General features: G+C 67.7%; 22 protein-coding genes. 9 read left to right on the forward strand and 13 right to left on the reverse strand.

From position 1 onward, the window contains the following. Positions 1-16 precede the first annotated feature (16 nt). The 6 genes from ACO2RV_RS16360 to ACO2RV_RS16385 all read left to right on the forward strand — a co-directional run bounded on the left by ACO2RV_RS16360 (position 17) and on the right by ACO2RV_RS16385 (position 6,744). Complete coding sequence (locus ACO2RV_RS16360; protein WP_423294883.1) at positions 17-862, forward strand: ABC transporter ATP-binding protein; 846 nt, start codon at positions 17-19, stop codon at positions 860-862. 23 nt (positions 863-885) lie between these two features. Continuing rightward, complete coding sequence (locus tag ACO2RV_RS16365; RefSeq protein ID WP_423294885.1) at positions 886-1,668, forward strand: SDR family NAD(P)-dependent oxidoreductase; 783 nt, start codon at positions 886-888, stop codon at positions 1,666-1,668. Between the two features lie 119 nt (positions 1,669-1,787). Continuing rightward, a complete protein-coding gene (gene hisD, locus ACO2RV_RS16370) occupies positions 1,788-3,113 on the forward strand; it encodes a histidinol dehydrogenase (protein WP_423294887.1) in 1,326 nt (441 codons plus the stop codon). Between the two features lie 3 nt (positions 3,114-3,116). After that, complete coding sequence (locus ACO2RV_RS16375) at positions 3,117-4,139, forward strand: zinc-dependent alcohol dehydrogenase (RefSeq protein ID WP_423294889.1); 1,023 nt, start codon at positions 3,117-3,119, stop codon at positions 4,137-4,139. Then, positions 4,136-5,452, forward strand: coding sequence for a phosphotransferase (locus ACO2RV_RS16380; protein WP_423294891.1), 1,317 nt, complete (start codon positions 4,136-4,138; stop codon positions 5,450-5,452). The genes ACO2RV_RS16375 and ACO2RV_RS16380 overlap by 4 nt, the downstream gene beginning before the upstream one ends. Before the next feature lie 131 nt (positions 5,453-5,583). Beyond that, positions 5,584-6,744 carry an alpha-hydroxy acid oxidase gene (locus ACO2RV_RS16385; RefSeq protein WP_423294928.1) on the forward strand — a complete coding sequence of 387 codons (1,161 nt, stop codon included), beginning with the start codon at positions 5,584-5,586 and terminating at the stop codon, positions 6,742-6,744. A gap of 7 nt (positions 6,745-6,751) precedes the next feature. On the opposite strand, the gene pncA is transcribed toward ACO2RV_RS16385, so the two are convergent. From pncA to ACO2RV_RS16400, 3 genes are all read right to left on the reverse strand, one after another. Beyond that, entirely contained in the window at positions 6,752-7,402 is a 651-nt protein-coding gene (pncA, locus tag ACO2RV_RS16390) for a bifunctional nicotinamidase/pyrazinamidase (protein WP_423294893.1), read from the reverse strand. Between the two features lie 130 nt (positions 7,403-7,532). After that, positions 7,533-8,081 carry an invasion associated locus B family protein gene (locus ACO2RV_RS16395; RefSeq protein WP_423294895.1) on the reverse strand — a complete coding sequence of 183 codons (549 nt, stop codon included), beginning with the start codon at positions 8,079-8,081 and terminating at the stop codon, positions 7,533-7,535. A 234-nt stretch (positions 8,082-8,315) separates the two neighbouring features. Then, entirely contained in the window at positions 8,316-9,938 is a 1,623-nt protein-coding gene (locus ACO2RV_RS16400) for an ABC-F family ATP-binding cassette domain-containing protein (protein ID WP_423294897.1), read from the reverse strand. A 177-nt stretch (positions 9,939-10,115) separates the two neighbouring features. Here ACO2RV_RS16400 and ACO2RV_RS16405 point away from each other — a divergent pair, with 177 nt between their 5' ends. Further along, the gene (locus ACO2RV_RS16405) at positions 10,116-11,354 is read left to right on the forward strand and encodes a CaiB/BaiF CoA transferase family protein (RefSeq protein ID WP_423294899.1); all 1,239 of its coding nucleotides are present in this window, start codon (positions 10,116-10,118) and stop codon (positions 11,352-11,354) included. Here ACO2RV_RS16405 and ACO2RV_RS16410 read toward each other — a convergent pair. The 7 genes from ACO2RV_RS16410 to cyoA all read right to left on the reverse strand — a co-directional run bounded on the left by ACO2RV_RS16410 (position 11,351) and on the right by cyoA (position 20,367). Then, positions 11,351-14,035 carry a bifunctional diguanylate cyclase/phosphodiesterase gene (locus tag ACO2RV_RS16410; protein WP_423294901.1) on the reverse strand — a complete coding sequence of 895 codons (2,685 nt, stop codon included), beginning with the start codon at positions 14,033-14,035 and terminating at the stop codon, positions 11,351-11,353. The genes ACO2RV_RS16405 and ACO2RV_RS16410 overlap by 4 nt on opposite strands. A gap of 29 nt (positions 14,036-14,064) precedes the next feature. Next, positions 14,065-15,180 (reverse strand): TRAP transporter substrate-binding protein, encoded by a 1,116-nt coding sequence (locus ACO2RV_RS16415; protein WP_423294903.1) that lies wholly within the window; start codon positions 15,178-15,180, stop codon positions 14,065-14,067. 179 nt (positions 15,181-15,359) lie between these two features. Next, entirely contained in the window at positions 15,360-16,115 is a 756-nt protein-coding gene (locus ACO2RV_RS16420; protein WP_423294905.1) for an SURF1 family protein, read from the reverse strand. Between the two features lie 10 nt (positions 16,116-16,125). Beyond that, the gene (cyoD, locus tag ACO2RV_RS16425) at positions 16,126-16,521 is read right to left on the reverse strand and encodes a cytochrome o ubiquinol oxidase subunit IV (protein ID WP_423294907.1); all 396 of its coding nucleotides are present in this window, start codon (positions 16,519-16,521) and stop codon (positions 16,126-16,128) included. Continuing rightward, complete coding sequence (cyoC, locus tag ACO2RV_RS16430; RefSeq protein WP_423294909.1) at positions 16,518-17,144, reverse strand: cytochrome o ubiquinol oxidase subunit III; 627 nt, start codon at positions 17,142-17,144, stop codon at positions 16,518-16,520. Before cyoC ends, cyoD begins: the two co-directional genes overlap by 4 nt. Beyond that, on the reverse strand, positions 17,141-19,156 hold the full coding sequence (gene cyoB, locus ACO2RV_RS16435; protein WP_423294911.1) for a cytochrome o ubiquinol oxidase subunit I: 2,016 nt from the start codon (positions 19,154-19,156) through the stop codon (positions 17,141-17,143). The genes cyoC and cyoB overlap by 4 nt, the downstream gene beginning before the upstream one ends. An 8-nt stretch (positions 19,157-19,164) precedes the next feature. Continuing rightward, on the reverse strand, positions 19,165-20,367 hold the full coding sequence (gene cyoA / locus ACO2RV_RS16440) for a ubiquinol oxidase subunit II (RefSeq protein ID WP_423294913.1): 1,203 nt from the start codon (positions 20,365-20,367) through the stop codon (positions 19,165-19,167). A gap of 197 nt (positions 20,368-20,564) precedes the next feature. Here cyoA and ACO2RV_RS16445 point away from each other — a divergent pair, with 197 nt between their 5' ends. Both ACO2RV_RS16445 and ACO2RV_RS16450 read left to right on the forward strand, forming a co-directional pair. Then, complete coding sequence (locus ACO2RV_RS16445) at positions 20,565-21,884, forward strand: MFS transporter (RefSeq protein ID WP_423294915.1); 1,320 nt, start codon at positions 20,565-20,567, stop codon at positions 21,882-21,884. A 58-nt stretch (positions 21,885-21,942) separates the two neighbouring features. Next, positions 21,943-23,700 (forward strand): chloride channel protein, encoded by a 1,758-nt coding sequence (locus ACO2RV_RS16450; protein ID WP_423294917.1) that lies wholly within the window; start codon positions 21,943-21,945, stop codon positions 23,698-23,700. 75 nt (positions 23,701-23,775) lie between these two features. Here the strand turns inward: ACO2RV_RS16450 and rhmD are convergent, their stop codons facing one another. The 3 genes from rhmD to ACO2RV_RS16465 all read right to left on the reverse strand — a co-directional run. Next, positions 23,776-24,963, reverse strand: coding sequence for an L-rhamnonate dehydratase (rhmD, locus tag ACO2RV_RS16455; protein WP_423294919.1), 1,188 nt, complete (start codon positions 24,961-24,963; stop codon positions 23,776-23,778). Between the two features lie 63 nt (positions 24,964-25,026). Further along, positions 25,027-26,346, reverse strand: coding sequence for an MFS transporter (locus tag ACO2RV_RS16460; RefSeq protein ID WP_423294921.1), 1,320 nt, complete (start codon positions 26,344-26,346; stop codon positions 25,027-25,029). 111 nt (positions 26,347-26,457) lie between these two features. Continuing rightward, positions 26,458-26,624, reverse strand: a 167-nt coding sequence (locus ACO2RV_RS16465; protein ID WP_423294930.1) for an SDR family oxidoreductase, incomplete at its 5' end; no start/stop codon positions are given.

Consider the following 26,624-nt stretch of genomic DNA (forward strand, 5'->3'; position numbering starts at 1 on the left):
TATAGGGGAGCGCACGATGAGCGTCGTCAAACTACAGCGCGAGGCCTCGCCGGCAGCGTCCGCCGCCGAAGCCGCTCCTGCGGCCGAACCGCGCCTGCGCATCAGGGATGTGCGGCTGGAATATTCGACGCGCGGCAAGAGCGTCGTCGCCATCGACAACATCTCGATCGACGTGCCGGACAACCAGTTCGCCGTCATCGTCGGCCCTTCGGGCTGCGGCAAGTCGAGCCTGCTCTACCTCGTCGCGGGCCTTGCCGAGCCGACCTCGGGCGAGATCCTGCTCGGCGAGGAGGAAGTGGACGGGCCGGGGCCGGACCGTGGAATGGTGTTCCAGTCCTACACACTGTTCCCCTGGCTCACTGTGCGCGAGAATGTCGAGTTCGGCCTCAAGCGCCGCAAGGTGCCCGCCGCCGAGCGCGAGGCCATCGTCAACCGCTACCTCAACGAGACCGGCCTCGCCGCCTTCCACGACGCCTATCCCAAGCAGCTCTCCGGCGGCATGATGCAGCGCGTCGCCATCGCCCGCGCGCTGGCCAACGACCCGAAGATCCTGCTGATGGACGAGCCCTTCGGTGCGCTCGACAGCCAGACCCGCAATTCCATGCAGAAGCTGCTGCTCAGGGTATGGGAGCAGAACCAGAAGACCGTGCTGTTCGTCACGCACGACATCGACGAGGCGATCCTGCTTGGCGACCGCATCTATGTGATGACCGCCCGCCCCGGCCGGCTGAAAGAAGAGATCATCGTGCCGATCGCGCGTCCGCGCACGCTCGACATGGTGATGGACCCGGACTTCATCGCCGTGAAGCGCCGTATCCTCGACCTCCTGAAGAACGAGATTCCGGACGACGAGGAGCACTAGCTCCCGCGCCGCAGGCTGCCGCCATGACCACGCATCCGCTCTTCGACCTCGCCGGCCGCACGGCGCTCGTCACCGGCGCCAGCCGCGGCATCGGCCGGCAGATCGCCACCGCGCTGGCTTCCGCCGGCGCCGATGTCGCGGTGACGGCGCGCAGCCTGTCCTCCCTCGCCCACACGGTGGACGACATCGCCGCGCTCGGCCGGCGCGCCGTGCCGCTCGCCCTCGACGTGACCGATGTGGCGCGCTGCCGGGCCGGCATCGAGGAGGCGGCGCAGGCCCTGGGCGGGCTCGACATCCTCGTCAACAATGCCGGCACGGAAGAGGTCCGGCCCTCGCTGGAGGTGGATGAGGCGCTGTGGGACCGCATCCTCGACACCAATCTCAAGGGCGCCTTCTTCTGCGCGCAGGCGGCGGCGCGCCTCATGGCGGACACCGGCGGCGGCGCCCAAGGGGGTACGATTATCAATCTGTGCTCGCTCACGTCCGAGGTCGGCATTCCCACCGCCGTACCCTATGGCTCGTCGAAATCCGGCCTCTTAGGCATGACGCGGGCGCTGGCGGCGGAATGGGCGAGCCTCGGCATAAGGGTGAACGCCATCGCGCCGGGCTATTTCCGCACCGACATGACCGATGTGTTCTACGCCGACGCGAACTGGCAAGCCTCGATGCTGGCCAAGGTCCCGCTACGCCGCTTCGGCGAGCTCGGCGACCTCTCCGGCATCGCCATCTTCCTCGCCTCGGACGCCTCCGCCTACATCACCGGCCAGTGCTTTCCCGTCGATGGCGGCTTCCTCGCTTCGATCTGATCGGCCGTGGCCTCGCGCCTGGGAATTGGGCAGGCGGCGCGGAATCTTTGGCCTCACGGCACGGGAATTAAGACTATACATATTACCGCGTCGTCGCGGTCCTATCGAAGGTTTCGATCATGTCGGACATCTGCAATTTCCATGAGCTCGCGAGCCTCGACGCGGCAGGGCGCGCGGCGCTGCTGAAGCGCTCGGAGACCGATCTCTCCGGCTTCATCGAGCGCGTGCGCCCGATCATCGAGGCAGTGCAGCTGGAGGGTGACGAAGCGCTGGTCCGCTTCGCCCGCGACTTCGACAAGGCAAACCTCGCCATCGACCGCATCAAGGCGAGCGAACAGGAATTCGACGAGGCCTTCACCAAGGTCGCGCCCGAGGTGATCTCGTCGATCGAGTTCGGCATCGCCAATATCCGCACCTTCCACGAGGAGCAGGCGCCCGAGCCGATGTGGCTGAAGGAGGTGCGCCCCGGCGCCTTCGCCGGCGACCGCTGGACGCCGATCCAGTCCGTCGCGCTCTATGTGCCGCGCGGCAAGGGGGCGTTTCCCTCCGTCACCATGATGACCGCCGTGCCGGCCAGCGTCGCCAAGGTGCCGAGCATCGCCATCGTGACGCCTCCCACCGAGGATGGCGGGGTGGATGCCGCAACGCTGGTGGCGGCGCGCCTCGCCGGGGTCGAGACGGTGTATAAATGCGGCGGCGCGCAGGCGGTGGCCGCGGTCGCCCATGGCACGCAGACGGTCGGTAAGGCGATCAAGATCGTCGGTCCCGGCTCGCCCTGGCTGGTCGCCGCCAAGCGGCTGCTGTCCGACGTCATCGACACCGGCCTGCCGGCCGGCCCGTCCGAGGCCATCATCTTCGCCGACGGCACGGTGAACGGCGCGGTCGCCGCGCTCGATTTGCTGATCGAGGCCGAGCACGGGCCGGATTCTTCCGCCTATCTCGTGACCCATTCGCGCGAAGTGGCGGAGGCCGCGCTGAAGGCGCTGCCGGAGCACTGGGCGCGGATGAGCGAGCAACGTGTCGGCTTCTCCAGGGCCGTGCTCACCGGCAAGTGCGGCGGCATCGTGCTCACCTCCAGCGTTCAGGAGAGCATCGACTTCATCAACGCCTATGCGCCCGAGCATCTGGAGATCCTCTCCACCGATCCGTTCGCGCATCTCGGCCGCATCACCGAGGCGGCGGAAGTGCTGATGGGCCCGCACACCCCGGTCACCATCGCCAATTTCGTGCTCGGCCCCAACGCCGTGCTGCCGACCAGCCGCTGGGCACGCACCTATGGCCCGCTCTCGGTGACGGACTTTTTGAAGCGCTCCTCCATCGGCTATGTCACCGGCGCCGCCTACCCGGAATTCGCCGGCCACGCCCGCCGCCTCGCCCGTTATGAAGGCTTCTCGTCCCACGAGAACGCGGTGTCGGACATCCGCGACGCGCTGCTCAAGGGTTGAGCGATGAAAGCCGTCCGGCTGCATGGCGCGGGCGACCTGCGCGTCGAGGATGTGCCTGCCCCCGGCGCGCCAGCGCCCGGCTGGGTGCGCCTCACCGTGACCGCCGCCGGCATTTGCGGCTCGGACATCCATAATTACCGCACTGGCCAATGGATCAGCCGCGCGCCGTCCATCGCCGGCCATGAACTGACCGGCCTCGTCACGGAGATCGGCGAGGGCGTTGACGGGTTCCAGCCCGGCGACACGGTGGTGGCGGATTCGCGCTTCTGGTGCGGTGAGTGCGCTGCCTGCCGGGCCGGGCGCCGCCATTTGTGCGAAAAGCTCGGCTTCATCGGCGAAGCCTGCGACGGTGGCTTCGCCGAAGAAATCGTGCTGCCCGCGCGACTTCTGCTTCCGGTTGCGCCCGAAGTTGATCCCGCGGTCGCCGCCATGGCCGAGCCGCTGGCGGTCGCGCTGCACGCCATCCGCCGGCTCGCGCCAATGCCAGGCGAGCCGGTTCTCGTCCTCGGCTGCGGACCGATCGGCGGGCTTGCTGCGCTGGTGCTGGCGAAGAGCCATGACGGCCCGCTCCTCGTCGCCGACCGCAACGCCGCCCGCACCCGGCTCGTCGCGGAGGTGACCGGCGCGCGCGTTGTCGCCCTCGACCCCGTTGAGGTTCGCGCCACGCTGGGTGGGGGGCTCCCCATCGCCGCCATCGAGGCGACCGGCTCCACCGCCGCGCTCAGTCATCTCGTCGAGGCAATCGAGGGCGGCGGGCGCGTGGCGCTGGTCGGCATCTTCCACGGCACGCTCGCTCTCGACCCGAACCTGTTAGTGGAACGCGAGGTCAGCCTCATCGGCTGCCATGCCTTCACCGATGAACTGCCCGACGCGGTGGCGCGCCTGCCCACCCTCGCATTCGATCTTGCCTGCATGATCGACCGGCAGATCGGCCTCGACGACGTCCCCGACGCCTATGCCCGGCTGCTGCGCAGTGAGGCGTACGGCCTCAAGACCATCATCCGTCCCGGCGGAGTGCCGGCATGAACGCGCAGCCCCCGCCGAGCCCTAACCCGCCAAGCCGCACCGCCCGCATCCGGGCGCTTGCCGCGCGCGATCCCGCCGAGGCCATCGCCCCGCTCGGCGAACTGCTCCACGACCTGTTCGGCATTGCCCCCGTCAACATCCGCGTCAATCTCGACCAGTACAGCCTCAATTCGCTGAACGGCTTCTTCGAGACCGACTCGGGCGCCTTCTTCTTCAAATTCCATCAGGAGGAAGGCGAAGAGGGCATGACCGGCGAATATTATCGCGCCGACATCCTCAGCAAGGCCGGCGTGCCGGTCGACCAGCCGGTGCATGTCTCGACCCTGCCGGGCGAGCAGATCCTGGTCTATCGCCGGCGCGAGGTGCCGCGCTTTTCCGACGTGCTGCGCGCGCTCGACCTCAAGGACGACGCGGCCATGCGCGCGAGCTCCGTCGAGGCCGAACGCGACCTGTCGCGGCGCCTCACCGCCACCTATCGCGCCAGCCTGCACCCGATCACCCCTGAGGAAGCCGGCGCCGAGCCAATCCACCGGCTGTTCCATGAGCGGCTGGTGGACCGGCTTGCCGGTGGCACGCAGACCTATCCGGGTGGACGGCTCAGGGATTTCTATGTCGGCCAGCACTTCGCCTTTCCCGGTGCCACACTCGACTGGGACGACCTCGCCGGACGGCGCTGGCGCGTCAATGGCCTCACCTATGCGCTGACGCTGGCCGAGCTGTTCGACAGCGCCGAGGCGCGGCTGCGGCCGGCGCGGCTGGCCGATGCCGGCGGCGTGGTCGCCCATGGCGATGCGCACAATGCCAATGTCTGGTTCACCCAGGGCCGCGACGGCCCGCGCCTTTCCTTCTTCGATCCCGCCTTTGCCGGCGCCCATGTGCCGAGCCTGCTCGCCGAGGTGAAGGCGACCTTCCACAATGTCTTCGCCCATCCCTTCTGGCTGTACGATCCCGAACTCGCCACGCAGCGGTTCCACACGGCGGCGCGGCTGGAGCCGGGAATTCTCGACGTCGAGACCGACTGGGCGCTCTCTCCCGTGCGCACGGCGCTCCTCGAGGTGAAGGCACGCGAGGTGTGGCGCCCGCTGCTGGCCACGCTGAAGGAGCGCGCCCTTTTGCCCGAGGACTGGCGCATGGTGATCCGACGCGCGCTGTTCCTCTGCCCGACGCTGGTGATGAACCTGCGCGCCGGCGCGCGCTCGCACACGGAAATCTCGTCACTGATCGGGCTTTCCGTCGCGGTGATGGTGGGCAGCGGGCCGGTCGAGGGCGCGGATGTCGTCACTCGCTTCCTCGACAGCATCGATCCGGGCTGACGCGGCTTGGCGTTCCGGCTAGACAGGTGCCGCCATCCCGGTGGGCAGCGAGGCCGATCCGGGATGGCGCGAAATCGGAGAATGATCCCGGATCGAAGCTGCGCTTCGTCGGGGATGACGAGGTGTCTTCCATGATCATCAATGTCGAGGACGCCCGCCGCGCCGCCCGCCGCCGGCTGCCGCGCATCTTCTTCGATTATGTCGATGGCGGTTCCTTCGCCGAGGAGACGTTGGCCGCCAATCGCGCGGACTTTTCCCGCTGGACGCTGGTGCAGCGCGTACTGAACGACGTCTCGCAGCGCGACCTCACCACGCGCTTCCTCGGCGCCGCGCATCCGCTGCCCTTTATGCTCGGCCCAGTCGGCTTTCTCGGGCTCTATGCCGGCAATGGCGAGATCGCCGCCGCGCGCGCGGCCCATGCCGCCGGCATTCCGCTGTGTCTGTCCACCTTCTCCATCGCCTCGCTGGCTACGCTGCGCGCCACCACCAGCGGTCCGCTGGCGTTCCAGCTCTACGTCATGTCCGACCGCGGCATCGGCGACGAATTGCTGGAGCAGGCCCGTGCCGCCGGGGTCGACACGCTGTTCCTCACCGTCGACACCGCCATCACCTCGGTGCGCGAGCGCGACCTGCGCAACGGCTTCCGCTCGCTCACCCGCATCACGCCCGGCCTCGCGCTGCGCCTCGCCACCCGGCCCGGCTGGTGCCTCGACATGCTGCGCGCCGGCCTGCCGGAAGTTGGTGCCGTGGCGCATCGCCCGGAATTCGGCAAGGGCGCGCTGGAGCAGGCGAGCAACCTGTCGCGCCGCATCGATACCCGCCTGTCCTGGCGCGATGTCGAGGATCTGCGCGCGCGCTGGAGCGGCAAGCTGGTGCTCAAGGGTATTCTCTCGCCGGAGGATGCCCTGGCCGCCCGCGCCGCCGGCGCCGACGCCATCGTGGTCTCCAACCATGGCGGGCGCCAGCTCGACGGCGCCTGCTCCACCATCGCCGCCTTGCCCGGCATCGCCGAGGCGCTGGACGGAAGCCTGGAGATCCTGTTCGACGGCGGGATCCGGCGCGGCGCCGACATCGTGAAGGCGCTGGCGCTCGGCGCCTCCGGCGTGCTGCTGGGCCGCGCCTATGTCTATGGCCTCGCGGCGCGGGGCGAGGCTGGCGTCGCCCGCATCCTCGCCCATCTCACCGAGGAGCTCAGCCTGACGCTCGGCCTCATGGGGCTGACCTCGATCGCCGAACTGAAGGCGCTCGGGCCGGCGGCGCTGAGCCGGCGGGTCGCCAGCACGGTGGACTGAGCCAGGCTCAGATCGAACCGATGGCGCGCACCCCCGCCTCGCGGAAGTCGCGCTCCACCGCATCCTCCGTCGTGCCGCCCTCGGCGATGGGCAGCGCGATGGCCCGGGACAAGTCCTTCAGGATCACCGCCTGGAGGCCCACCTTCACCGCATCGAGCGCCGACCACGCCGCGCAGAAATCATAGGCGAGGCCGGCAAATACGCACCTCTTGACGCCCTTGTCCCGGAGATAGCCGGTCAGCCCGGTCGGCGTCCGGTGATCGTTCTCGTAGAAGGCCGAATAGGAATCGATGTCGCGGTGCGTGCCCTTGCGGATCACCAGATGCGCGCGCCGCGCCGCGCCGTCCAGCACATCGCGGTGGAATTGCGCGCCCTTCGTGCCCTGCACGCAGTGGTCCGGCCACAGGATCTGCGGCCCGTAGGGCATCTCGACGGTGCTGTACACCATCGCGCCGCGATGGTTGCTGGCGAAGGAGCTGTGATCGGGCGGATGCCAGTCCTGCGTCAGCACGACGAGCGGGAAGCGCTCGGCCAGCGCGTTGATGCCCGGCAGGATCTCGTCCCCCCCGGGCACACCCAGGGCGCCGCCGGGGCAGAAATCGTTCTGCGGATCGACGACGATGAGCGCGTCCGCCCGATCTATCTTGAATGCCGCCATTCCACGCTCCGATGCCTTGCTGGCCTCCGAGTCATCTTCCCGTTTCACCTGATCCTGTCGGAGGCGGCACATCTTTGTGCCGCGGCACGGACCAGTGCAGACGCCTCCGGCAATGTCGCACCCCCGGACGCTAGTCCTTCTGGCTGGCGTCGAGAGCAGCGGCGAACCCGTTGAACGAGATCGGCAGCTGAACCTTGTTGCGCGCACCGTCCTCGAAGGCGATGAGCGCCCGCGCCGTTCTTGCCTTGAGCAGGTTGACCTGTTCCGGCTTCAGCTCCAGATCGGCGATGCAGACCTGCAGGCAGCGCGTGAACGGCAGGGCGATCGGCGCGGTCTTGTCTTCGAACTGAAGGCTTACGCCGGTCGGCAGCCAGATGCCCGCCGGCAGCTGGACGACCAGGCGGAAGGGATCGTTCCTGGTCACCCGGCCCAGCGCGATCTGCGCGATCAGGCCCTGCTGTCCCTGAGCCTGGATGCCCTGGGCGATCTCGCAGACCTTGGGGCCCTCGGCGCGGGTTTCGCACCGGACGATCCAGTCCTGATAGGTTGCCGTGGTCGACTGCGGCGCGTTGCCAGCCGGCGCGGCGGCACGGGGCGCGCCCGCCGGCGGCGCGGAGGTCTGCTGGGCTAGGGACGGATGTGAGAAGGCTGCGGTGGCAAGGGTTGCGAGGGCAAGCATCCAGGCAGCAGAACGACGTGAGCGACGCATCCGAAATCCCATCTGAGGCAGCAGGGCCAGGCAAGACCGGACGAGGCTAAGCAAGCAGCGCACGCCGGCCCCATGCGGTACTGCGTTCGGACGTTAACGTATTCACCCGCCTCGCGCGAGCGTTGCGGACCCGACATGCACACGCCGCAGGCGGGTCGTCCGCAGCGGGGCGAAGGCACGTTGCGGCGCGCCTCGCACGAGGCGTCAGTTGCGCAGGCCCGGCGCTTCCTGACCGGTGCGTGCGACATATTCGGTGTAGCCGCCGCCATATTGGTGGATGCCGTCGGGGGTGAGCTCCAGCACCCGGTTCGACAGCGCGGCCAGGAAATGCCGGTCATGGCTGACGAACAGCATGGTGCCCTCATAGCTCGCCAGCGCGGCGATCAGCATCTCCTTGGTGGCGATGTCGAGATGGTTGGTCGGCTCGTCCAGCACCAGGAAGTTCGGCGGGTCGTAGAGCATCTTCGCCATGACGAGCCGCGCCTTCTCGCCGCCCGAGAGCACGCGGCACCTCTTCTCGACATCGTCGCCGGAGAAGCCGAAGCAGCCGGCGAGCGAGCGCAAGGACCCCTGCGCCGCCTGCGGGAAGGCATCTTCCAGCGCCTCGAACACGGTGCGCTCGCCGTCGAGCACCTCCATGGCGTGCTGGGCGAAATAGGCCATCTTCACGCTGCCGCCGAGCGCGACCTTGCCGTCGTCGGGCTCGGTGGAGCCCGTCACCAGCTTGAGCAGCGTCGACTTGCCGGCGCCGTTGACGCCCATCACCGCCCAGCGCTCGCGCCGTCGCACATGGAAGTCGAGCCCCTCATAGATGCGGCGGGCTCCATAGCTCTTGTGGACGCCCTTGAGGCTGACCACGTCCTCGCCCGAGCGCGGCGCCGGCTGGAACTCGAACGCCACCGTCTGGCGCCGGCGCGGCGGCTCGACTCGCTCGATCTTGTCGAGCTTCTTGACCCGGCTCTGCACCTGCGCGGCATGCGAGGCGCGCGCCTTGAAGCGCTCGATGAAGGCGATCTCCTTGGCCAGCATGGCCTGCTGGCGCTCGAACTGCGCCTGCTGCTGCTTGTCGGCCAGCGCGCGCTGCTGGGCATAGAATTCGTAGTCGCCGGAATAGGAGGTGAGCGCGCCGGCGTCGATCTCCACCACCTTGTTGACGATGCGGTTCATAAAGGCGCGGTCGTGCGAGGTCATCATCAGCGCGCCGTCGAAATTCTTCAGGAACGCCTCCAGCCAGATCAGGCTCTCGATGTCGAGATGGTTGGAGGGCTCGTCGAGCAACATCACGTCCGGGCGCATCAAGAGGATGCGGGCGAGCGCGACGCGCATCTTCCAGCCGCCGGAGAGCTTGCCGACATCACCGTCGATCATCTCCTGCGAGAAGCCGAGGCCCGCGAGCACCTCGGCGGCGCGGCCCTCCAGCGAATAGCCGTCGAGTTCCTCGAAGCGGGCCTGCACCTCGCCATAGCGCTCGATGACGGCATCCATCTCGTCGGCCCGGTCGGGATCGACCATGGCGGATTCCAGCTCGCGTAGCTCGGCGGCGATGGTGCTGACCGGGCCGGCGCCATCCATCACGGCAGCCAGCACGGACTGGCCGGCCATCTCGCCGACATCCTGGCTGAAATAGCCGATGGTGAGGCCGCGATCGACCGAGACCTGTCCCTCGTCCGGCGCCTCTTCGCCGGTGATCAGCCGGAACAGCGTGGTCTTGCCCGCGCCATTGGGGCCGACGAGGCCGATCTTCTCGCCTTTCAGAAGCGTCGCCGACGCTTCGATGAAGACGATCTGCCTGCCGTTCTGCTTGCCGATGGAATCGAGACGGATCATGCGCGTGCGGTGCCCGGAGAGAATGTTGCAGCGCGATTAGGCCATTTGGAGCCCCGGGGGAAGGGCAAGGCTGCCCTGTGACGCACGAGCCCCGTTCAATTGACGGTTTACAAGCCGGCCGGAAATGCCCTCTGTCTCCCCCCGACAACCCTCACCCGCCCGAAATGGACCCGCTTGATGACCGACGAACCGAACGATCCGGCCCCCCCGCAGGCCCTGACGGGCATTCGGGTGCTGGACCTCTCCCGCGTGCTGGCCGGTCCCTGGGCGACCCAGACGCTCGGCGATCTGGGGGCGGAGATCATCAAGGTCGAGAAGCCCGGCTCGGGCGACGACACGCGCGGCTGGGGCCCGCCCTGGCTCACCGACGGCGAGGGCCATGAGACGCGCGAGAGCGCCTATTTCGCCACCGCCAACCGCAACAAGCGCTCGGTGACCATCGACATGGCGCGACCCGAGGGACAGGCGCTGATCCGCGAACTGGCCGCGTGCAGCGACGTGCTGGTGGAGAACTTCAAGGTCGGCGGGCTCAAGCGCTACGGGCTGGACTATGCGAGTCTCGCCGAGCTCAATCCGCGTCTCGTCTACTGCTCTATCACCGGCTTCGGTCAAGACGGGCCGGAGGCCGAGCGCGCCGGCTACGACTTCATGATCCAGGGCATGTCCGGCCTGATGTCGGTGACCGGCAGCCCCGAGGCCGAGCCGCAGAAGATCGGCGTCGCGCTGGTCGACGTGCTGACCGGCCTCAACGCCTCCATCGCCATCCTCGCCGCGCTTGAACAGCGCCACCGTACCGGGCGCGGCCAGCATATCGACCTCGCGCTGTTCGATGTCGCCATGGCGAGTCTCGCCAACCAGGCGCTGAACTATCTGGTGGGCGGCAAGGCGCCGCGCCGGCTCGGCAACGCCCATCCCAACATCGTGCCCTATCAGGCCTTCGAGACAGCGGACGGCCACCTCATCCTCGCCGTCGGCAACGATGCGCAGTTCGCCCGCTTCTGCCGGCTGGCCGACCTGCCGGAGATCCCCGCTGATCCGCGCTTCCTCACCAACAGGGATCGCGTCACCCATCGAGAGGCGCTGCTGCCCGTCGTCGCGCAGGCGCTCAAGAAGCAGACGACACGGGAATGGCTCGCCATGCTGGACGCGGCGGGCATTCCAGCGGGGCCTATCAACGATATCGAACAGGCCTTCGCCGAACCGCAGGCGCTGGCGCGCGGGCTGGCGCTTACCCTGCCGCATGCGCTGGGCGGCGCGGTGCCGGGCGTGCGCAGCCCGCTGCGTCTCTCGGAGTCCCAGCTCGGCGCCCCGCTGGCCCCGCCGACGCTGGGCCAGCATACCGACGAGGTGCTGGAGAGCGTGCTCGGTCTGCCGGCGGAGGAGCGTGCGCGACTCCGCAGTGAGGGCGTGGTCTAGGCAAGGCTGGCCGGGCGGCGCCGGGTCTCGGCGATCTCCCGCGCCAGTTCGAGCGTTTGCGCCCTTCCGGGGAAATAGCCCTGCGCTTCCGTGCAGCCGACCCGTCGGGCGATCTCCCACTGCTCCGCCGTTTCGATGCCTTCCGCCGTGGTGCGCATGCCGAGCCGCTTGGCCAGCGCGGCGATGGCCGTGACGATAGCGACGCTGTCGGCCCGCGCCGTCATGTCGCGCACGAAGGAACGGTCGATCTTGATCTTGCTGAGTGGAAAGAAGCGCAGATGGCTGAGGCTCGAATAGCCGGTGCCGAAATCGTCCAGCACGATCGCCACGCCGAGATCCTTCAGGCGCCGCAGCACCTCCATGTTGCGCGGCTCGCTGTGCAACAGCGCGGTCTCGGTGATTTCCAGTTCCAGCCGCCGTGCGTCGAGCGAGGCCGCATCGAGGGCGGCCTGCACCGTCTCCACGATATTGCCGAAGGCGAGCTGGACCGGTGACAGGTTGACCGCAACATGCAGTTCGCCCGGCATCTTGGCGATGTCCTTGCAGGCGCGATCGAGCACCCAGGCGCCGATGCCGATGATCAGCCGCATTTCCTCGGCCAGCGACACGAATTCAGCCGGCAGCACGATGCCCCGGCGCGGATGCCGCCAGCGCAACAGCGCCTCGAAGCCGCAAAGCCGCTTCGAGGCCAGTTCGTAGATCGGCTGGTAGGCCAGCTCGAACTCCCCGCGCCCCAGCGCGGCCCTGAGGTCGGCCTGCATCTCCAGCCGCGCCCGCAGCCGGGCGTCCATCTCCGGGGCGAAGAGACAGGAGACGCCCCGACCCTGCGCCTTGGCGTGGTAGAGCGCAAGATCGGCCTGCTTGAGCAGCACATCGGCGTCGCAGTCGGGACCCTCGGCCAGCGCGATGCCGATGCTCACGCTGGAGGTGATGGTGTGCCCGAGGATCTGATAGGGCGCGCTGAGCGTACGGATGATGCGGGCGCCCAGATGCTCGGCCTCCTGGGGCTGCCGCGGCGCGACGCAGATGACCGCGAATTCGTCGCCGCCAAGGCGAGCGATCTGCTCGATATCGGCCACACAGCCGCTCAGCCGCTCAGCCGCCATTCGCAGCAGCGCGTCGCCGATCGGATGGCCGAGCGTGTCGTTGACGTCCTTGAAACGATCGAGATCGAGATAGAGCAGCGCGACGCGCGCGCCCTCCTCGCCGGCGGCGCGCAACGCCGCCTCGATGCGCTCGCGCAGCAGCACGCGATTGGGCAAACGCGTCAGATGGTCGTGATGGGCGAGATAGCGGATGCGGCTCTCGCGCTCGACAAGGGCGGCATTTTGGCGCTGCGCCTCCGCCGTCGCCTCGTTCGCGCGGCGATTCGCCTCCGCCAGTTCCGCCTGTGCCACCTTGAGCGGAGTGATGTCCGTGCGGATACCGACGATGCCGCCATCGCTCGTCGGGCGTTCACGGACGAGGATCCAGCGGCCGTCCGCCAGCTGGCGTTCGGCCGACCCCTCGCCCTGGCGGTGAAAGGCGACCATCGCCGCCACGAAGGAATCGAGGTCCGGCGTAACCTCGGGATAGAGTCCGGCCTCCGTGCCCTGCCGGACGATATCCTCGAACCGCGCGCCTTCCTTCATCAAGGGCGCCGTCGGCGCGTAGAGATTGCGGAACTGCTGGTTGCAGGTCACCAGACGATCCTGTTCGTCCCACATCACGAAGCCGTCCGACATGGCCTCGATCGCGTTGCGGAGCACGGTCGCCGACCGCATGCGCTGGGCCTCAGCCTTCTCCCTCTGGTGCAGTGCCACCAGCAGCGCGCCGGAAAAGGCGACGATCAGCAGTATGCCGATGCCGGTCGCGGCGACGATGCGGTCGCGATCCCGCTGCCAGTTGGCAAGCGCGGCATCGACACTGTCCGTGAGGATCACGCGCATATCGCCATAGAGCGAGGCACGGACGACGGCGAGGTCCGGTCCGGCGTCCTCGCTCGACGGTACGATGAAGGCTTTGCCGTCCGGAGTGCGGGTGGCAAGCCCGGCCGGGTCGATCCGGCCGGTGCGTGTCTCGTCATGCGGCAAGGCGGCGATGAGCTGCCCGTCGGGTCGCTCCAGGGAGATCCGGACGGCGGGATCGATGCCGGCTTCCGCCAACAGCTTCATGAGCGTGGGAAGCGACACTTCGGCTACCGGCGTGACGCCATCCCAGTCTGGAACCGGCCGCGCCACATAGAACGACCAGTCGCCGGTGACGGGATTGCGCACCGGACCGATCAGTGTGGTCGGCGCCTGCCGCAAGCCGGTCGTGTCGAAGGGAAGCGGGCGCTGCTGGCTTCTCGACCGTGCCGACGCAAGAATGTTGCCCTCGGACCCGACAAGCAGCAGATCGCGATAGGCGAGCGTCTGGAAGTTGAGACCGCGCAGAATTTCGGTAGCGATCTCCGGCGAGCGCGGCGAGGCATTCGCCGCCGCGAACAGCGTCGGCAGGCTGGCAAGCGCCCCGTGAACCTGCAGGAGCTGCCGGCTGAGAGCTATCTCGACCGCCTGACCGGCACGCTCCAGCGCCTGTTCCGCCACGCGCATCGCCGCGCGTTCGGCACGGTCGAGCAGGATCGCGGTGCCAGCGACGACGACCATCACGATGGCTGCGGTGCCGGCGACGACAGCAAGCTGGATACGGTGTCGGATCATCGACGATCATCGACTGGCATGAACGAGGCTCATTCCGTCTTGGCCCGGATACCGTAGGACGGGGCGAGATAGGCATTCCAGATACCCGCGCAGACGTCGCCGCAGCGCTCGATCCAGCGCGGCAGCACGGCGCTCGACAGCAGGCGCTGGCGACGCTCCTCGTCGGCAGCGGAACTCGGCACCAGCTTCATCTTCCGTTGCGGCATGCCCCCACACAATTCTGCCCCCGTATTGCACGCAAGGCCGCGTGCGGTATCGGCCTCGGCCTGCCGCCATATGCGCTGCTCCAGATCGGCGACGCCGGCTCGGATGATATCCTGCAACTCGGGCGCGAGCGCATTCCACGCGGTCCGGTTCGCACCGAAGAACGACACGCCCCAGGTAATCGCCATGGTATGCACATGCGAGGCCACGTCGGCGATGCCGATCTCGAAGCCGCTGAGTGTTCCGGTGATGGCGCATTCGACGACTCCGGTCCGCAGCGCCGGAACGGTTTCGGCAAAGCCCGTCACGACCGGTATCGCCCCAAGCGCGGTCATCAGCTCGGACTGGCCGACCGAGGAGGTGCGCACCTTGCGCCCGGCAAGGTCGGCGAGGCCCGCGAACGGCTTGGTGCAGTAGATCACCTGTGCGGGATAGACATAGATGCCGAGCAGCTCGATGTCGTAGCGACTGCGCAGCAAATGCCTCAGGTGATCGCGCAGCAGTTCCACCGTGCGCCGGAGCGTCGCCATGTCCGGATTGAGGATGGGCATGTCGATGACGCTCAGCTCCGGCTCGTCGCCGGCCACGACCGAGGAACTGGCAGTACCGAACGGCACCACGCCGAGGCGCATCAGCTGGAGCATCTCCTCCGCCCGCAACCCGCCGGCATCGCGCGGACGGATGGTGGCGGTGATGCGGCCGCCGGAACGCTCCGTAATCTCGCGTTCCCAGAACGGCTTTTCGAATTTGGTGTATTGCGTCACATTGGCCAGCCCGCCGACGATCTGCAGCTGGACCCGCTCGGAACTGTCCCGCGTGGCCGGTTGCCCGGCCTGCGCCGGCCATGCGCAGAGCAGGCCGGCGATCAGCGCCAGCAACAGCGCCCCCGGTGCCGATGCGACCTCCCTGGCCACGGCACGGCCGACATCCGGCTTTGCCATCTGACCACCTCCACGCGACCCGCCCCGCGCGAGCCCTCGCGCCGAATTGGACGCGAGTCAGCCGTTATTTGTGCCCCCAAGCGGCGCCCGTTTCCAGTAGGGAATAGCACTCGCGCTACTTGAAGTATCAGGATACGGCACCCGGATCGCTGCCGGCGGTGTCCGGTCGGCGTGGAGGCTCAGTTTCCCCGTCGCCAGGCGAGGATGCCCGCGCCCACGCACATCAGGGCAAGTGCGAACCAGGTCAGTGCGTAGACAAGGTGGTTGTTGGAAAAGCGCACCACGGTGAGCCCGCCGACGGGCGAGCCGCCCGGCACCGGCGCGCCGTCCGCGTCGACGAAATAGGGCGCAACCGACACAACCTGTTCGAGCCCGCGCACCTGCGCAATCGCCGCGACGTCGCGCGAGAACCAGCGCTCATTGCCGGGATCGTTGCTGCGCAGGAAGCCGCCGCCCGGTTCGCTCAGCCGCAGGAGGCCAATGAGACCGGTCTCGCCCTCGATCTGCCCGGCCGCCCGGCTGTCCGGCGCGCGGCTTTCCGGCGGCACGAAGCCGCGATTGACCAGCACGACGAAGCCGCGATCCGTCACGAAGGGGGTGAGCACCCAGAAGCCACCGCCGAGTACGGTAACGGCTTGTACCAGCGTCTCGCGATCGTTGAGGAAATGCCCCTTCAGCGCGATCCGGCGGTATTCGTCGTCGGGGGTGAGCGCGGAGGGCGCCGGCGCCCGGGCCGGCTCGGCATGGAGGCGCGCCTCGACCCGCGCGATGAGATCGAGCTTCCAGAACAGCCGCTGCACCTGCCAGACGCCGAGGCCGGCGAAGACGACGGCGAACAGCGCGCAAAGGGCAACGAGCGGCGCCCTTGCCCTTTGTGGCGCCGCCGCCGGACGGCCCGCCCTTTTCCCTCGCGCCCGCAAAAGCGGACGCTTCACCGCGGCCGCCTCACAGCATGCGCCGCATGTCATGGGCGCCGGGCATCATGTTGGTGTTGAGGTGGTACATCACCCACAGCGACCCGGCGAGGGTGATCACCACCAGGATCAGGGTGAACGCCAGCGCCAGCATTGTCCAACCGCCTTCCGAGCGGAAGTTCATGTGCAGGAAGTACACCATGTGCACCACGATCTGCACCACGGCGAGGCCCATAATGGCGAGCGCCGTGGCGGTCGCGCTGCCGAGCGCGCCGCTCATCACCAGCCAGAACGGAATGGCGGTGAGGATGACGGAGAGCACAAAGCCGGTGAGATAGCCGCCGAGAGAACCGTGAGGCTCCGAGCCGTGCGCATCATGCCCATGCGCGTTGTGCCCGTGGCCGGCGGCGGTGTCGTGCGCGCTCATCGCAGCACTCCCATCAGATAGACGAAGGTGAAGACGCCAATCCAGACCACGTCGAGGAAGTGCCAGAACATGGACAGGCACATCAGCCGGCGCTTGTTGGCGACCACCAGCCCGCGCTGCGTCACCTGCACCATCAGCGTCACCAGCCAGATGGTGCCGAAGGTGACATGCAGGCCATGCGTGCCGACAAGGGCGAAGAACGCCGAGAGGAAGGCGCTGCGCTGCGGGCCGGCGCCCTCGGCGATCAAATGGTGGAACTCGTAGAGCTCGATGCCGAGGAAGGCGAGGCCGAACAGGCCGGTGATGGCGAGCCAGGCCAGCGTCGCGGCCTTGCGGTCCTTCTCCATCGTCAGCATGGCGAAGCCATAGGTGATCGAGGAGAACAGCAGCATCGAGGTGTTGAGCGCGACGAGGTTCAGGTCGAACAGCTCGCGCGGGCCGGGGCCGGCGGCGAAGCTGCCGCCGAGCACGCCATAGACCGCGAACAGCGACGCGAAGATGAGGCAGTCGCTCATCAGATAGATCCAGAAGCCCAGCGAGGTGCTGTGGCCTTCGGGATGCGGGTGCTCGTCGACCTCGTAGAAGACGGGCGCCGGGCTGGCGGTGGTCACGGCGGCGCTCATGCCTTCACCTGCGCGTTGGCGAGCAGCGCGGTACGCGCATCCTCGGTCCGGGCGACGTCGGCGGCAGGAATGTCGAAGTCGCGGTCATAGTTGAAGGTGTGGCCGATCACGGTGGCGATGAGCGCCACGAAGGCCAGCGCGGCGAGCCACCAGATGTACCAGATCAGCGCGAAGCCGAGCACGAAGCTGAGGCCGGCCAGGATCACCCCCGCGCCGGTGTTGCGCGGCATGTGGATGGCCTTGAAGCCGCCCAGCGGGCGCGTATAGCCGCGCTGCTTCATGTCCCACCAGGCGTCGAGATCGTGCACCACCGGGGTGAAGGCGAAATTGTACTCCGGCGGCGGCGAGGAGGTCGCCCACTCCAGCGTGCGCGCGTTCCACGGATCGCCCGTGGTGTCGCGCAGCTTGTCGCGGTTCTTGATGCTGACGCCGATCTGGATCAGGAACGAGGCGATGCCGCAGGCAATGAGGAAGGCGCCGAAGGCGGCGATGATGAACCAGATGTGCAGCGAGGGGTCGTCAAACACCCTGAGGCGCCGCGTCACGCCCATCAGCCCGAGCACGTAGAGCGGCATGAAGGCGACGTAGAAGCCCACCACCCAGAACCAGAACGACATCTTGCCCCAGAACGGGTCGAGCTTGAAGCCGAACGCCTTGGGGAACCAGAAAGCGATGCCGGCGAACAGGCCGAACAGCACGCCGCCGATGATCACGTTGTGGAAATGAGCGACCAGGAACAGCGAGTTGTGCAGCACGAAGTCGGCCGGCGGCACCGCCAGCAGAACGCCGGTCATGCCGCCGATCACGAAGGTCAGCATGAAGGCCAGCGTGTACATCATCGGCAGCTCGAAGCGGATGCGGCCGCGATACATCGTGAACAGCCAGTTGAACATCTTCGCGCCCGTCGGGATCGAGATGATCATCGTGGTGATGCCGAAGAACGAGTTCACGCTGGCGCCCGAGCCCATGGTGAAGAAGTGGTGCAGCCAGACGAGGTAGGACAGGATGGTGATGACGACCGTGGCGTAGACCATCGAGGTGTAGCCGAACAGCCGCTTGCCGGCGAAGGTCGATGTCACCTCGGAGAAGATGCCGAAGGCCGGCAGGATGAGGATGTAGACCTCCGGATGACCCCAGATCCAGATCAGGTTCACGTACATCATCGGGTTGCCCCCGAAGTCGTTCGTGAAGAAGTTGAAGCCGAGATAGCGGTCGGCCGCGAGCAGGGCCAGCACCGCCGTCAGCACCGGGAAGGCGGCGACGATCAGCACGTTGGTGCACAGCGCCGTCCAGGTGAAGACCGGCATCTTCATCATGGTCATGCCGGGGGCGCGCATCTTGACGATGGTACAGATCAGGTTGACGCCGGAGAGCAATGTCCCGACGCCGGCGATCTGTAGCGCCCATATGTAATAGTCGACGCCGACATAGGGACTGTAGCCGATGCCCGAGAGCGGGGGATAGGCCAGCCAGCCGGTCTTGGCGAACTCGCCGACGAACAGCGAGCTCATGACCAGGATGGCGCCCGACACCGTCATCCAGAACGAGAAATTGTTCAGGAACGGGAAGGAGACGTCGCGCGCGCCGATCTGCAGCGGCACCACGAAGTTCATCAGCCCCGTCACCATCGGCATGGCCACGAAGAAGATCATGATCACGCCGTGGGCGGTGAAGATCTGGTCGTAGTGATGCGGCGGCAGATAGCCCTCAGAACCGCCGAAGGCCCAGACCTGCTGGGCGCGCATCATCACCGCGTCAGCGAAGCCGCGCAGCAGCATGATGACGCCGAGCACCATGTACATGATGCCGATCTTCTTGTGGTCCACGCTGGTGAACCACTCGCGCCACAGATAGCCCCAGAGCCGGAAATAGGTGACGGCTCCCAGCAGCGCGAGGCCGCCGAGGGCAACCACGATGAAGGTCACGACCAGGATCGGCTCGTGATAGGGGATGGCTTCGAGGGTGAACCGGCCCAGAAGGAAGCTCGGCTCGATGGTCGGTGACTCGGTCATGGGGGCCGTCAGGAGTTGGAGGGCCGGCGCGGGCCCGCAAGGGCCTCGCTCGACGGCAGGCTGATCGGGACGAGGGGCGAGGCGGACGCCGGCAGCGACAGCACCGGAAGCGGCAGCCCGGCGCCCTGCACGCGATCGAGCCGGCGAGGGCGGGCGGCGCTGGCGGCGGAAAGCGTCAGCGCGGTGGAGAGGTCCGACGGCGTGCAGATGCCCACGACATAGCCGGCGGGCCCGCCGAACACGGTGCCGCGGCGAGCGTGCTTGTCATAGGTCAGCGGCAGCACGTTGCTGACGCTCTCCATGCCGAGCCCGCCCTTGGCGTCGATCGCCATCATGTCGCTCATGCACATCTTGCCGGGCTCGACGCACAGATTGAGGATGGCGTCGAACAGCGTCGGGTCGACATCCGAGAAGCGGCGCACCGGCACGTTCTGGCTCGGCTGCTCGAGGTCGAGATAGGCGGCGCGGGTCAGGTGCTCGTCGCTCGCCTTGGCGTCGGCGACCCAGCGGTCGAAATCGGCTTCCGGCAGGGCCTGGAAGCGGAAGAACATCTGCGAGAAGCCAGCGCCGCTGTAGTTCGACGAGAAGCCGCGCGACTCCACCGGCGCATTGGCGACGGCGTTGAGCTCGGTCTTCATGCTCGGCATGGCGTAGATCATGCCCGCCAGCGTCGGCACGTAGAAGGCGTTCATCACCGAGGAGGCGGTGATGCGGAAGCGGATCGGCCGCCCGACCGGCGCGGCCAGGTCGTTGACGGTGGCGATGCCCTGCTCCGGGTAGATGAACAGCCATTTCCAGTCGAGCGCCACCACCTCGACCTCAAGCGGCGTGGTGCCGGCCGGCACCGGCTGGTCGGCCGAGATGCGGTCGAGCGGGCGGTAGGGATCGAGAAGGTGGGTGCCCATCCAGGTGAGCGCGCCGAGGCAGATGATGATCAGCAGCGGCGCCGACCAGATCACCAGCTCCATCTGGGTCGAGTGGCTCCATTCCGGGTCGTAGGTCGCCGTGCTGTTTGACGCGCGATACTTCCAGGCAAAGAATGCCGTCAGCGCCATCACCGGCACGATGATGAGCAGCATCAGCAGCGTCGACACGATCAGCAGGTCTCGCTGCTGTGCAGCGATATCGCCGGTCGGGTCGAGCACGACAAAGTTGCAGCCGCCGAGAGCGGCGACCAGGGGCAGCAGTGCCATGAGTTTAAGACGACGCAACGGCATGTACACCCGCGATGTTACGATCCTGGAGCCAATAGCTGCACCGCAGCAATTTCAATATCAAGTCGGATACGCGATGTCGAAGTGTCGCATCCCGGCTAATAGAGAACGATGCTAACCGTGCCGTTCGAATTCGAAAGGCCCGAATAGGCACGAGACTACAGTTTATATTTATCCCAGCTTCGGTAAGAACTATGAGCGCACCAAGCACGACGATTGAGCAGGACGCTCGGGAAATACACGCTCATCGTGGCGATGTGGCTCCCGGAGAGATAGCCGTTGGTGTCGTCATCGGCCGCGCCTCGGAGTTTTTCGATTTCTTCGTCTACGCCATTGCCTCCGTGGTGGTGTTCCCGAAGCTGGTCTTCCCCTTCGTCGATCCGCTCAAGGGCACGCTTTACTCCTTCGCGATCTTTGCGCTCGCCTTCATCGCCCGTCCGGTCGGCACGACGCTGTTCATGGCGATCGACCGGCACCATGGCCGCGGCGTCAAGCTCGCAGCGGCGCTGTTCCTGCTCGGCACCTCGACGGTCGCCATCGCGTTCCTGCCATCATACGACACGATTGGCGTCGCGGTAATCTGGCTGCTGGCGATCTTCCGCATCGGCCAGGGCCTCGCCTGGGGCGGCACCTGGGACGGGCTCGCGCCGCTGCTCGCCATCACCGCGCCGGAGGGCAAGCGCGGCTGGTACGCCATGCTGCCGCAGCTCGGCGCGCCGATCGGCCTCATCATTGCCAGCGCACTGTTCGCCTTCTTCCTCGGCAACCTCTCGGCCGCCGATTTCTTCGACTGGGGCTGGCGCTACCCGTTCTTCGTCGCCTTCGCCATCAACGTCGTGGCGCTGTTCGCGCGGCTACGCATGGCGGTGACGCCGGAATATACCCGCCTGTTCGAGAGCGGCGATCTGGAGCCGCAGAAGGTTTCCGAGACGCTGCGGATGGAGGGCAAGGGCATCATCGTCGGCGCCTTCGCGCCGCTGGCGACCTTCGCGCTGTTCCACATGGTCACGGTGTTCCCGCTCTCCTGGGTGTTCCTGTTCACCGATGAGCGGCCAACCCGCTTCCTGCTTATCGAGGCACTCGCCGCCTTCTGCGGCCTGGCAGCGGTGGCGGTTTCGGGCACGGTCGCCGACCGCGTGGGCCGGCGCACGCTGCTCGGCGGCTCGGCGGTGGCGATCGCGGTATTCTCGGGCTTCGCGCCGCAGTTGCTGGCCGGCGGCGTGCTCGGCGAGGCGGTGTTCATGGTGCTCGCCTTCACGCTGCTCGGCATCTCCTTCGGCCAGTCCTCCGGCGTGGTGGCCTCGAACTTCGCGGCGAAATACCGCTACACCGCCTCGGCGCTGACCAACGATCTCGCCTGGCTGTTCGGCGCCGGCTTCGCGCCACTCGCCGCGCTGCTGCTGTCCAGCGAGTTCGGCCTTATCGCCTCGGGCGCCTATCTGCTCTCCGGCGCGGTGTGCACGCTGCTGGCGCTGCGCTTCAATCGCCGGCTGGAAATGGCCGCCGCCGGCTGAGCTTGCGTACGCCCTGCGCTTTGCCTAGTCACGAACGAGGACAGCGCGGGGCGCGGACGTGACGGCCGAACAAGCTTCCGGAAACCAGACCTTCGCGCGGCTGCTGCGACGGCTCGCGCGAATCAGCGAGCTCGGCATCGTCGTGCTCGCCGCCGGCGTCGGCGTGATCGCCGGTGGCGTCGTCATCGTCATGAACATGGCGACGCAGGCACTGCACGAGGCGCTGTTCCGCATCCCCATCGACGCGCATCTGTCGATCACGCCCGGCATCGCGCCAGCGCTGGTCCTCCTCGTGCCGGCGCTGGGCGGGCTCGTTTTCGGGCTGATCTTCTTCAAGGCGTTTCCGCGCTCCGGCCCCGCGCCGGTCGACCCCATCGAGGCGAACGCGCTGCATGGCGGACGCATGTCGGCACACGAGAGCCTCATCGTCGCCGTGCAGACCATCGCCTCCTCCGGTGTCGGCGCCTCGGTCGGCACCGAGGCCGGCTACACCCAGGCGGCGGGCGGGCTCGCCTCGCGGCTCGGCCAGCTCTTTCACCTCCGGCGCGGCGATCTTCGGCTGCTGGTCGCCTGCGGCGCCGGCGCGGCGATCGGCGCGGCGTTCGATGCGCCGCTGATGGGCGCCTTCTACGGCTTCGAGCTGGTGCTCGGCACCTATGCCATCCCGGCCTTCGTGCCGATGATGACGGCGAGCTTCACCGCCGCGCTCACCGCCCGTCTGGTGCAGCCGGCGCCGCTGCCGCCGCTGCCCGATCTCGGCTCGCCGGGCATCGACGCCCTGCCCTCGGTGCTGCTGCTCGGCTTCCTCTGCGCGCTGGTCGGCATCGCCGTGATGCGCGGCGTGACGCTGGTCGAGGCCGGCTTCCGGCGCTCGCGTCTGCCCGCCTTCCTGCGCCCGGCCATCGGCGGGCTGATCGTCGGCGCGCTGGCGCTGGGCAGCCCGGCGGTGTTCTCCGCCGGGCACGGCGCAGTGCATCACTACATCGTCGCCGACGGCACGCTCAGCGTTTTCGCCCTGCTGCTCGTCGGCAAGGTCGCGGCCTCCTCGGTGTCGATCGGCTCGGGCTTTCGCGGCGGCCTGTTCTTCGCTTCGCTGCTGATGGGCGTGTTCGCCGGCCGCGCCTATGCCGCCGGCCTCGGCATCCTGCTGCCGGATCTGGCGACACCGCCGGCTTTCCACGCCATCATCGGCATGAGCGCGCTCGCCGTCGCCGTGGTCGGCGGGCCGATGACGATGACGCTGCTGGCGCTGGAGATGACCGGCGATCTGCAACTCACCCTCGCCGTGCTCGCGGCCTGCGGCGTCGCCTCGCTCGCCACGCGCCAGCTGTTCGGCTTCTCCTTCGCCACCTGGCGCTTCCACCTGCGCGGCGAGAACATACGCGGCGCCCATGACATTGGCTGGCTGCGCGAGATGACGGTTGCCAGCCTGATGCGCCGCGACGTGCCGCAGCTCGATGCCGGCACGCCGGTCGCGGAGGCCCGCCATGCCTGGCCGCCGGGCTCCGTGCCCTGCCTCGTCGCGACCGAAGGCGGCCACTATGCCGGGCTGGTGACGCCCGCCGCGCTCTATGCTGCCGACGTGCCCGACGGCCCGGTCGGCGCGCTGCTGCACCACGCCGACGACGTGCTGCGCCCCGACATGACCATCCGCGAGGCGCTCGACAGTTTCGAGCGTACGGAAACCGACGCTCTCGCCGTCGTCTCGCCGGTGGGCCAGGTGGTCGGGCTGCTCAGCGAGGCGCATGCTGTGCGGCGCTACAGCGAGGAACTAGGGCGGCGGCTCGGCGAACTCACCGGCGAGAGGACCGCCTGATCCGGCGCACCAGCTGCTGCTGATGGTGGCACGGACCTTCCACAGGCGCCGCGCCACCCTGCCATGCGTATCCAGCTAGCCGACCGGATGGGGCCGGTGCAGCTTGACGTCGGGATTGAGCCGCACGCCGAAGCCCGGCTTGTCGAGCGCGCTCGCCTTCATCCGTCCATTGACCGGCACCGGCTCGTCGAGCAGCAGCGGCGTGAACATCGGCACCACCTGGTCCGGCACCGGATGCATCATCAGGAACTCGGCGAAGGGCGAGTTATGCCGGGTGATGACGAAATGATAGCTGTAGACCGACGAGCCATGCGGCACGACCAGCGTGGAATGCGCGTCGGCCAGCGCCGAGATCTTGATCAGCTCGGTCACGCCGCCACACCAGCCGACATCCGGCTGGATGATGTCGCAGCAGCCCATTTCCAGCAGCAGGCGGAAGCCCCAGCGCGTCGCCTCGTGCTCGCCGGTGGTGACCAGCATGCCCTTCGGCACGTTCTTGCGCAGCTCGGCATAGCCCCAGTAGTCGTCGGGCGAGAGGCATTCCTCGATCCATTTCAGCCCGTACTCCTTCGCCTTGTGGGCGAGGCGGGTCGCGTAGTTGAGGTCGAGGCTCATCCAGCAGTCGAACATCAGCCAGAAATCGTCGCCGCAGCGCTCGCGCATCGTGGCGAGCTCCTCGATGTTCGCCTTCAAGCCCTCCTCGCCCTCGGCCGGCACATGATGCAGGGGCATCTTGCCGCCGATGAAACCGAGCTCTTTGGCGATATCGGGTCGCGCGCCGGTGGCGTAGAACTGCAATTCGTCGCGCACCGGGCCACCGAGCAGTGCGTGTACCGGCTCCTTGCGCACCTTGGCGAGCAGGTCCCACAGCGCGAGGTCGACGCCGGAAATGGTGTTCACCACCACGCCCTTACGGCCGTAATACTGGGTGGCGAAATACATCTGGTCCCAGATCTTCTCGATCTCGGTGACCTTGCGGCCGATCAGGAAGCGGGAGAGGTGCTTCTCCACGATATAGGCGCCGATCTCGCCGGCCGTCGTCACCGCGAAGCCGACGGTGCCGTCATCCGCCTCGATCTCCACCACCAGCGTGCCCAGCACGTTGATGCCGAAGCTCTGCCGGCTCTGGCGGTATTCGGGATATTTGCCCATCGGCGTGCCGATATGGTCGTCGATCCAGTGTCCCGCGCCCTGGTCGTGATAGTCCGCCCCGCCGCCACGCACGGTGAAGGCACGCACGGCTTTGATGGTCGGCATGGTCATGGTGGTCGGTGCTCCCGGAAGATGAAGGACCCGCGGCGGAAATCGCCCGCCGCGGGCTTGTCGTCAGCGGCTCGCGGCCGGAGCGGCGGCTCGCGTCTCGCGGCCGACGCCGATGGCGGCGAGGGCGAAGACGAGGACGGCGCCGATCAGCGTCGTGCCGGCGAGCAGGTAGAGGCCCGCCGAGGTCGATTCGAAGGTGGCTTCCGCCCAGTTCTTCACGTTCGGCGCCACGAAGCCGCCGAGCGAGCCGAGCGAGTTGATCAGCGCGATGCCGCCCGCCGCCGCCACGCCGCCAAGATAGCCGGTCGGCAGCGTCCAGAAGATCGGCTGCACCGAGATGAAGCCGGCCGCGGCGAAGCACAGCGCGATCATCGACAGCAGCGGCGAGCCTGAGGCCACCGAGGCAGCGATGCCGGCGGCGCAGACCACGAGGATGCCGCCGGCGAACAGGCGGCGCTCGCCGGTCTGGTCCGACCAGCGCGGCAGGAAGTAGGTGGCGAGCATGGCGCACACCCACGGAATGGCGGTGACGATGCCGACTGTCAGCCCGACCTTGGTGCCGAGCAGGCCGGCGACCTGGGTCGGCAGGTAGAACACCACGCCATACACGCTCATCTGGATGATGAAGTAGATCAGCGCGAAATACAGCACGCGCCCGCTCTTGAGCGCCGCGAGGGTGCCGCGCGGGCCGTGCGACTGCTTGGCGGTGTCCTCGGCGCTCAGCGCGGCCTGCAGCACCGACTTCTCCGCCGGCGTCAGCCACTTGGCATCGGACGGCTTGTTGTCGAGGTAGAAATACGCCCAGACGCCGACCGCCGAGGCGAGCAGGCCCTCGACCAGGAACATCCACTGCCAGCCATGCAACCCGCCGACGCCCTGGAACTCCAGCAGCAGGCCCGACAGCGGCGAGCCGAAGATGAAGGCCAGCGGCGCGCCGAAGTAGAACAGGCCCATGGCCCGGCCGCGCGCGAAGGAAGGGAACCAGTAGGTCAGGTACAGGATCACGCCGGGGAAGAAGCCGGCCTCGGCGACGCCGAGCAGAACGCGCAATATGTAGAAAGTGGTCTCGTTATGGGCGAACATCATCGCCGCCGAGATCAGGCCCCACGTCACCATGATGCGCGCCATCCAGATCTTGGCGCCGACGCGGTGCATGATCAGGTTGGAGGGCACTTCGAACAGGGCGTAGCCCAGGAAGAAGATGCTGGCGCCGAACGCGAAGGCCGCGTTGGAAATGCCGGTATCGGCCTGGAAGGCCGCCTTGGCGAAGCCGACATTGGCCCGGTCGAGGAAGGCCAGTATGTACATCAGCAGCAGGAACGGCAGCAGCCGCTTGGTGACCTTGCTGATGGTCGGGAGAAGTAACGGTGTCTGCGCAGCCATGCGGGCGCCCTCCTTGCTAGATGGACATACGCCGCTCTTGCGCCCGGAAGCCTCCGGCCGCTGCGATCTTCATTGTTGTTGGAGGGGCCGCCGTTTACCGGCGGCGCCTCGTCAGTACACGGCTCTTCCGCCGGAGATGTCGAAGACGGCGCCGGTTGAGAAGGCGCAGTCCTCGGAGGCGAGCCAGGCGATGAGGGCGGCGGCTTCCTCGACGGCGAGGAAGCGGTTCATCGGGATCTTCGACAGCATGAAGTCGATGTGTTCCTGCTTCATCTGGT

It is taken from the genome of Ancylobacter sp. VNQ12 (genome assembly GCF_049445835.1).
GTDB lineage: Bacteria > Pseudomonadota > Alphaproteobacteria > Rhizobiales > Xanthobacteraceae > Ancylobacter.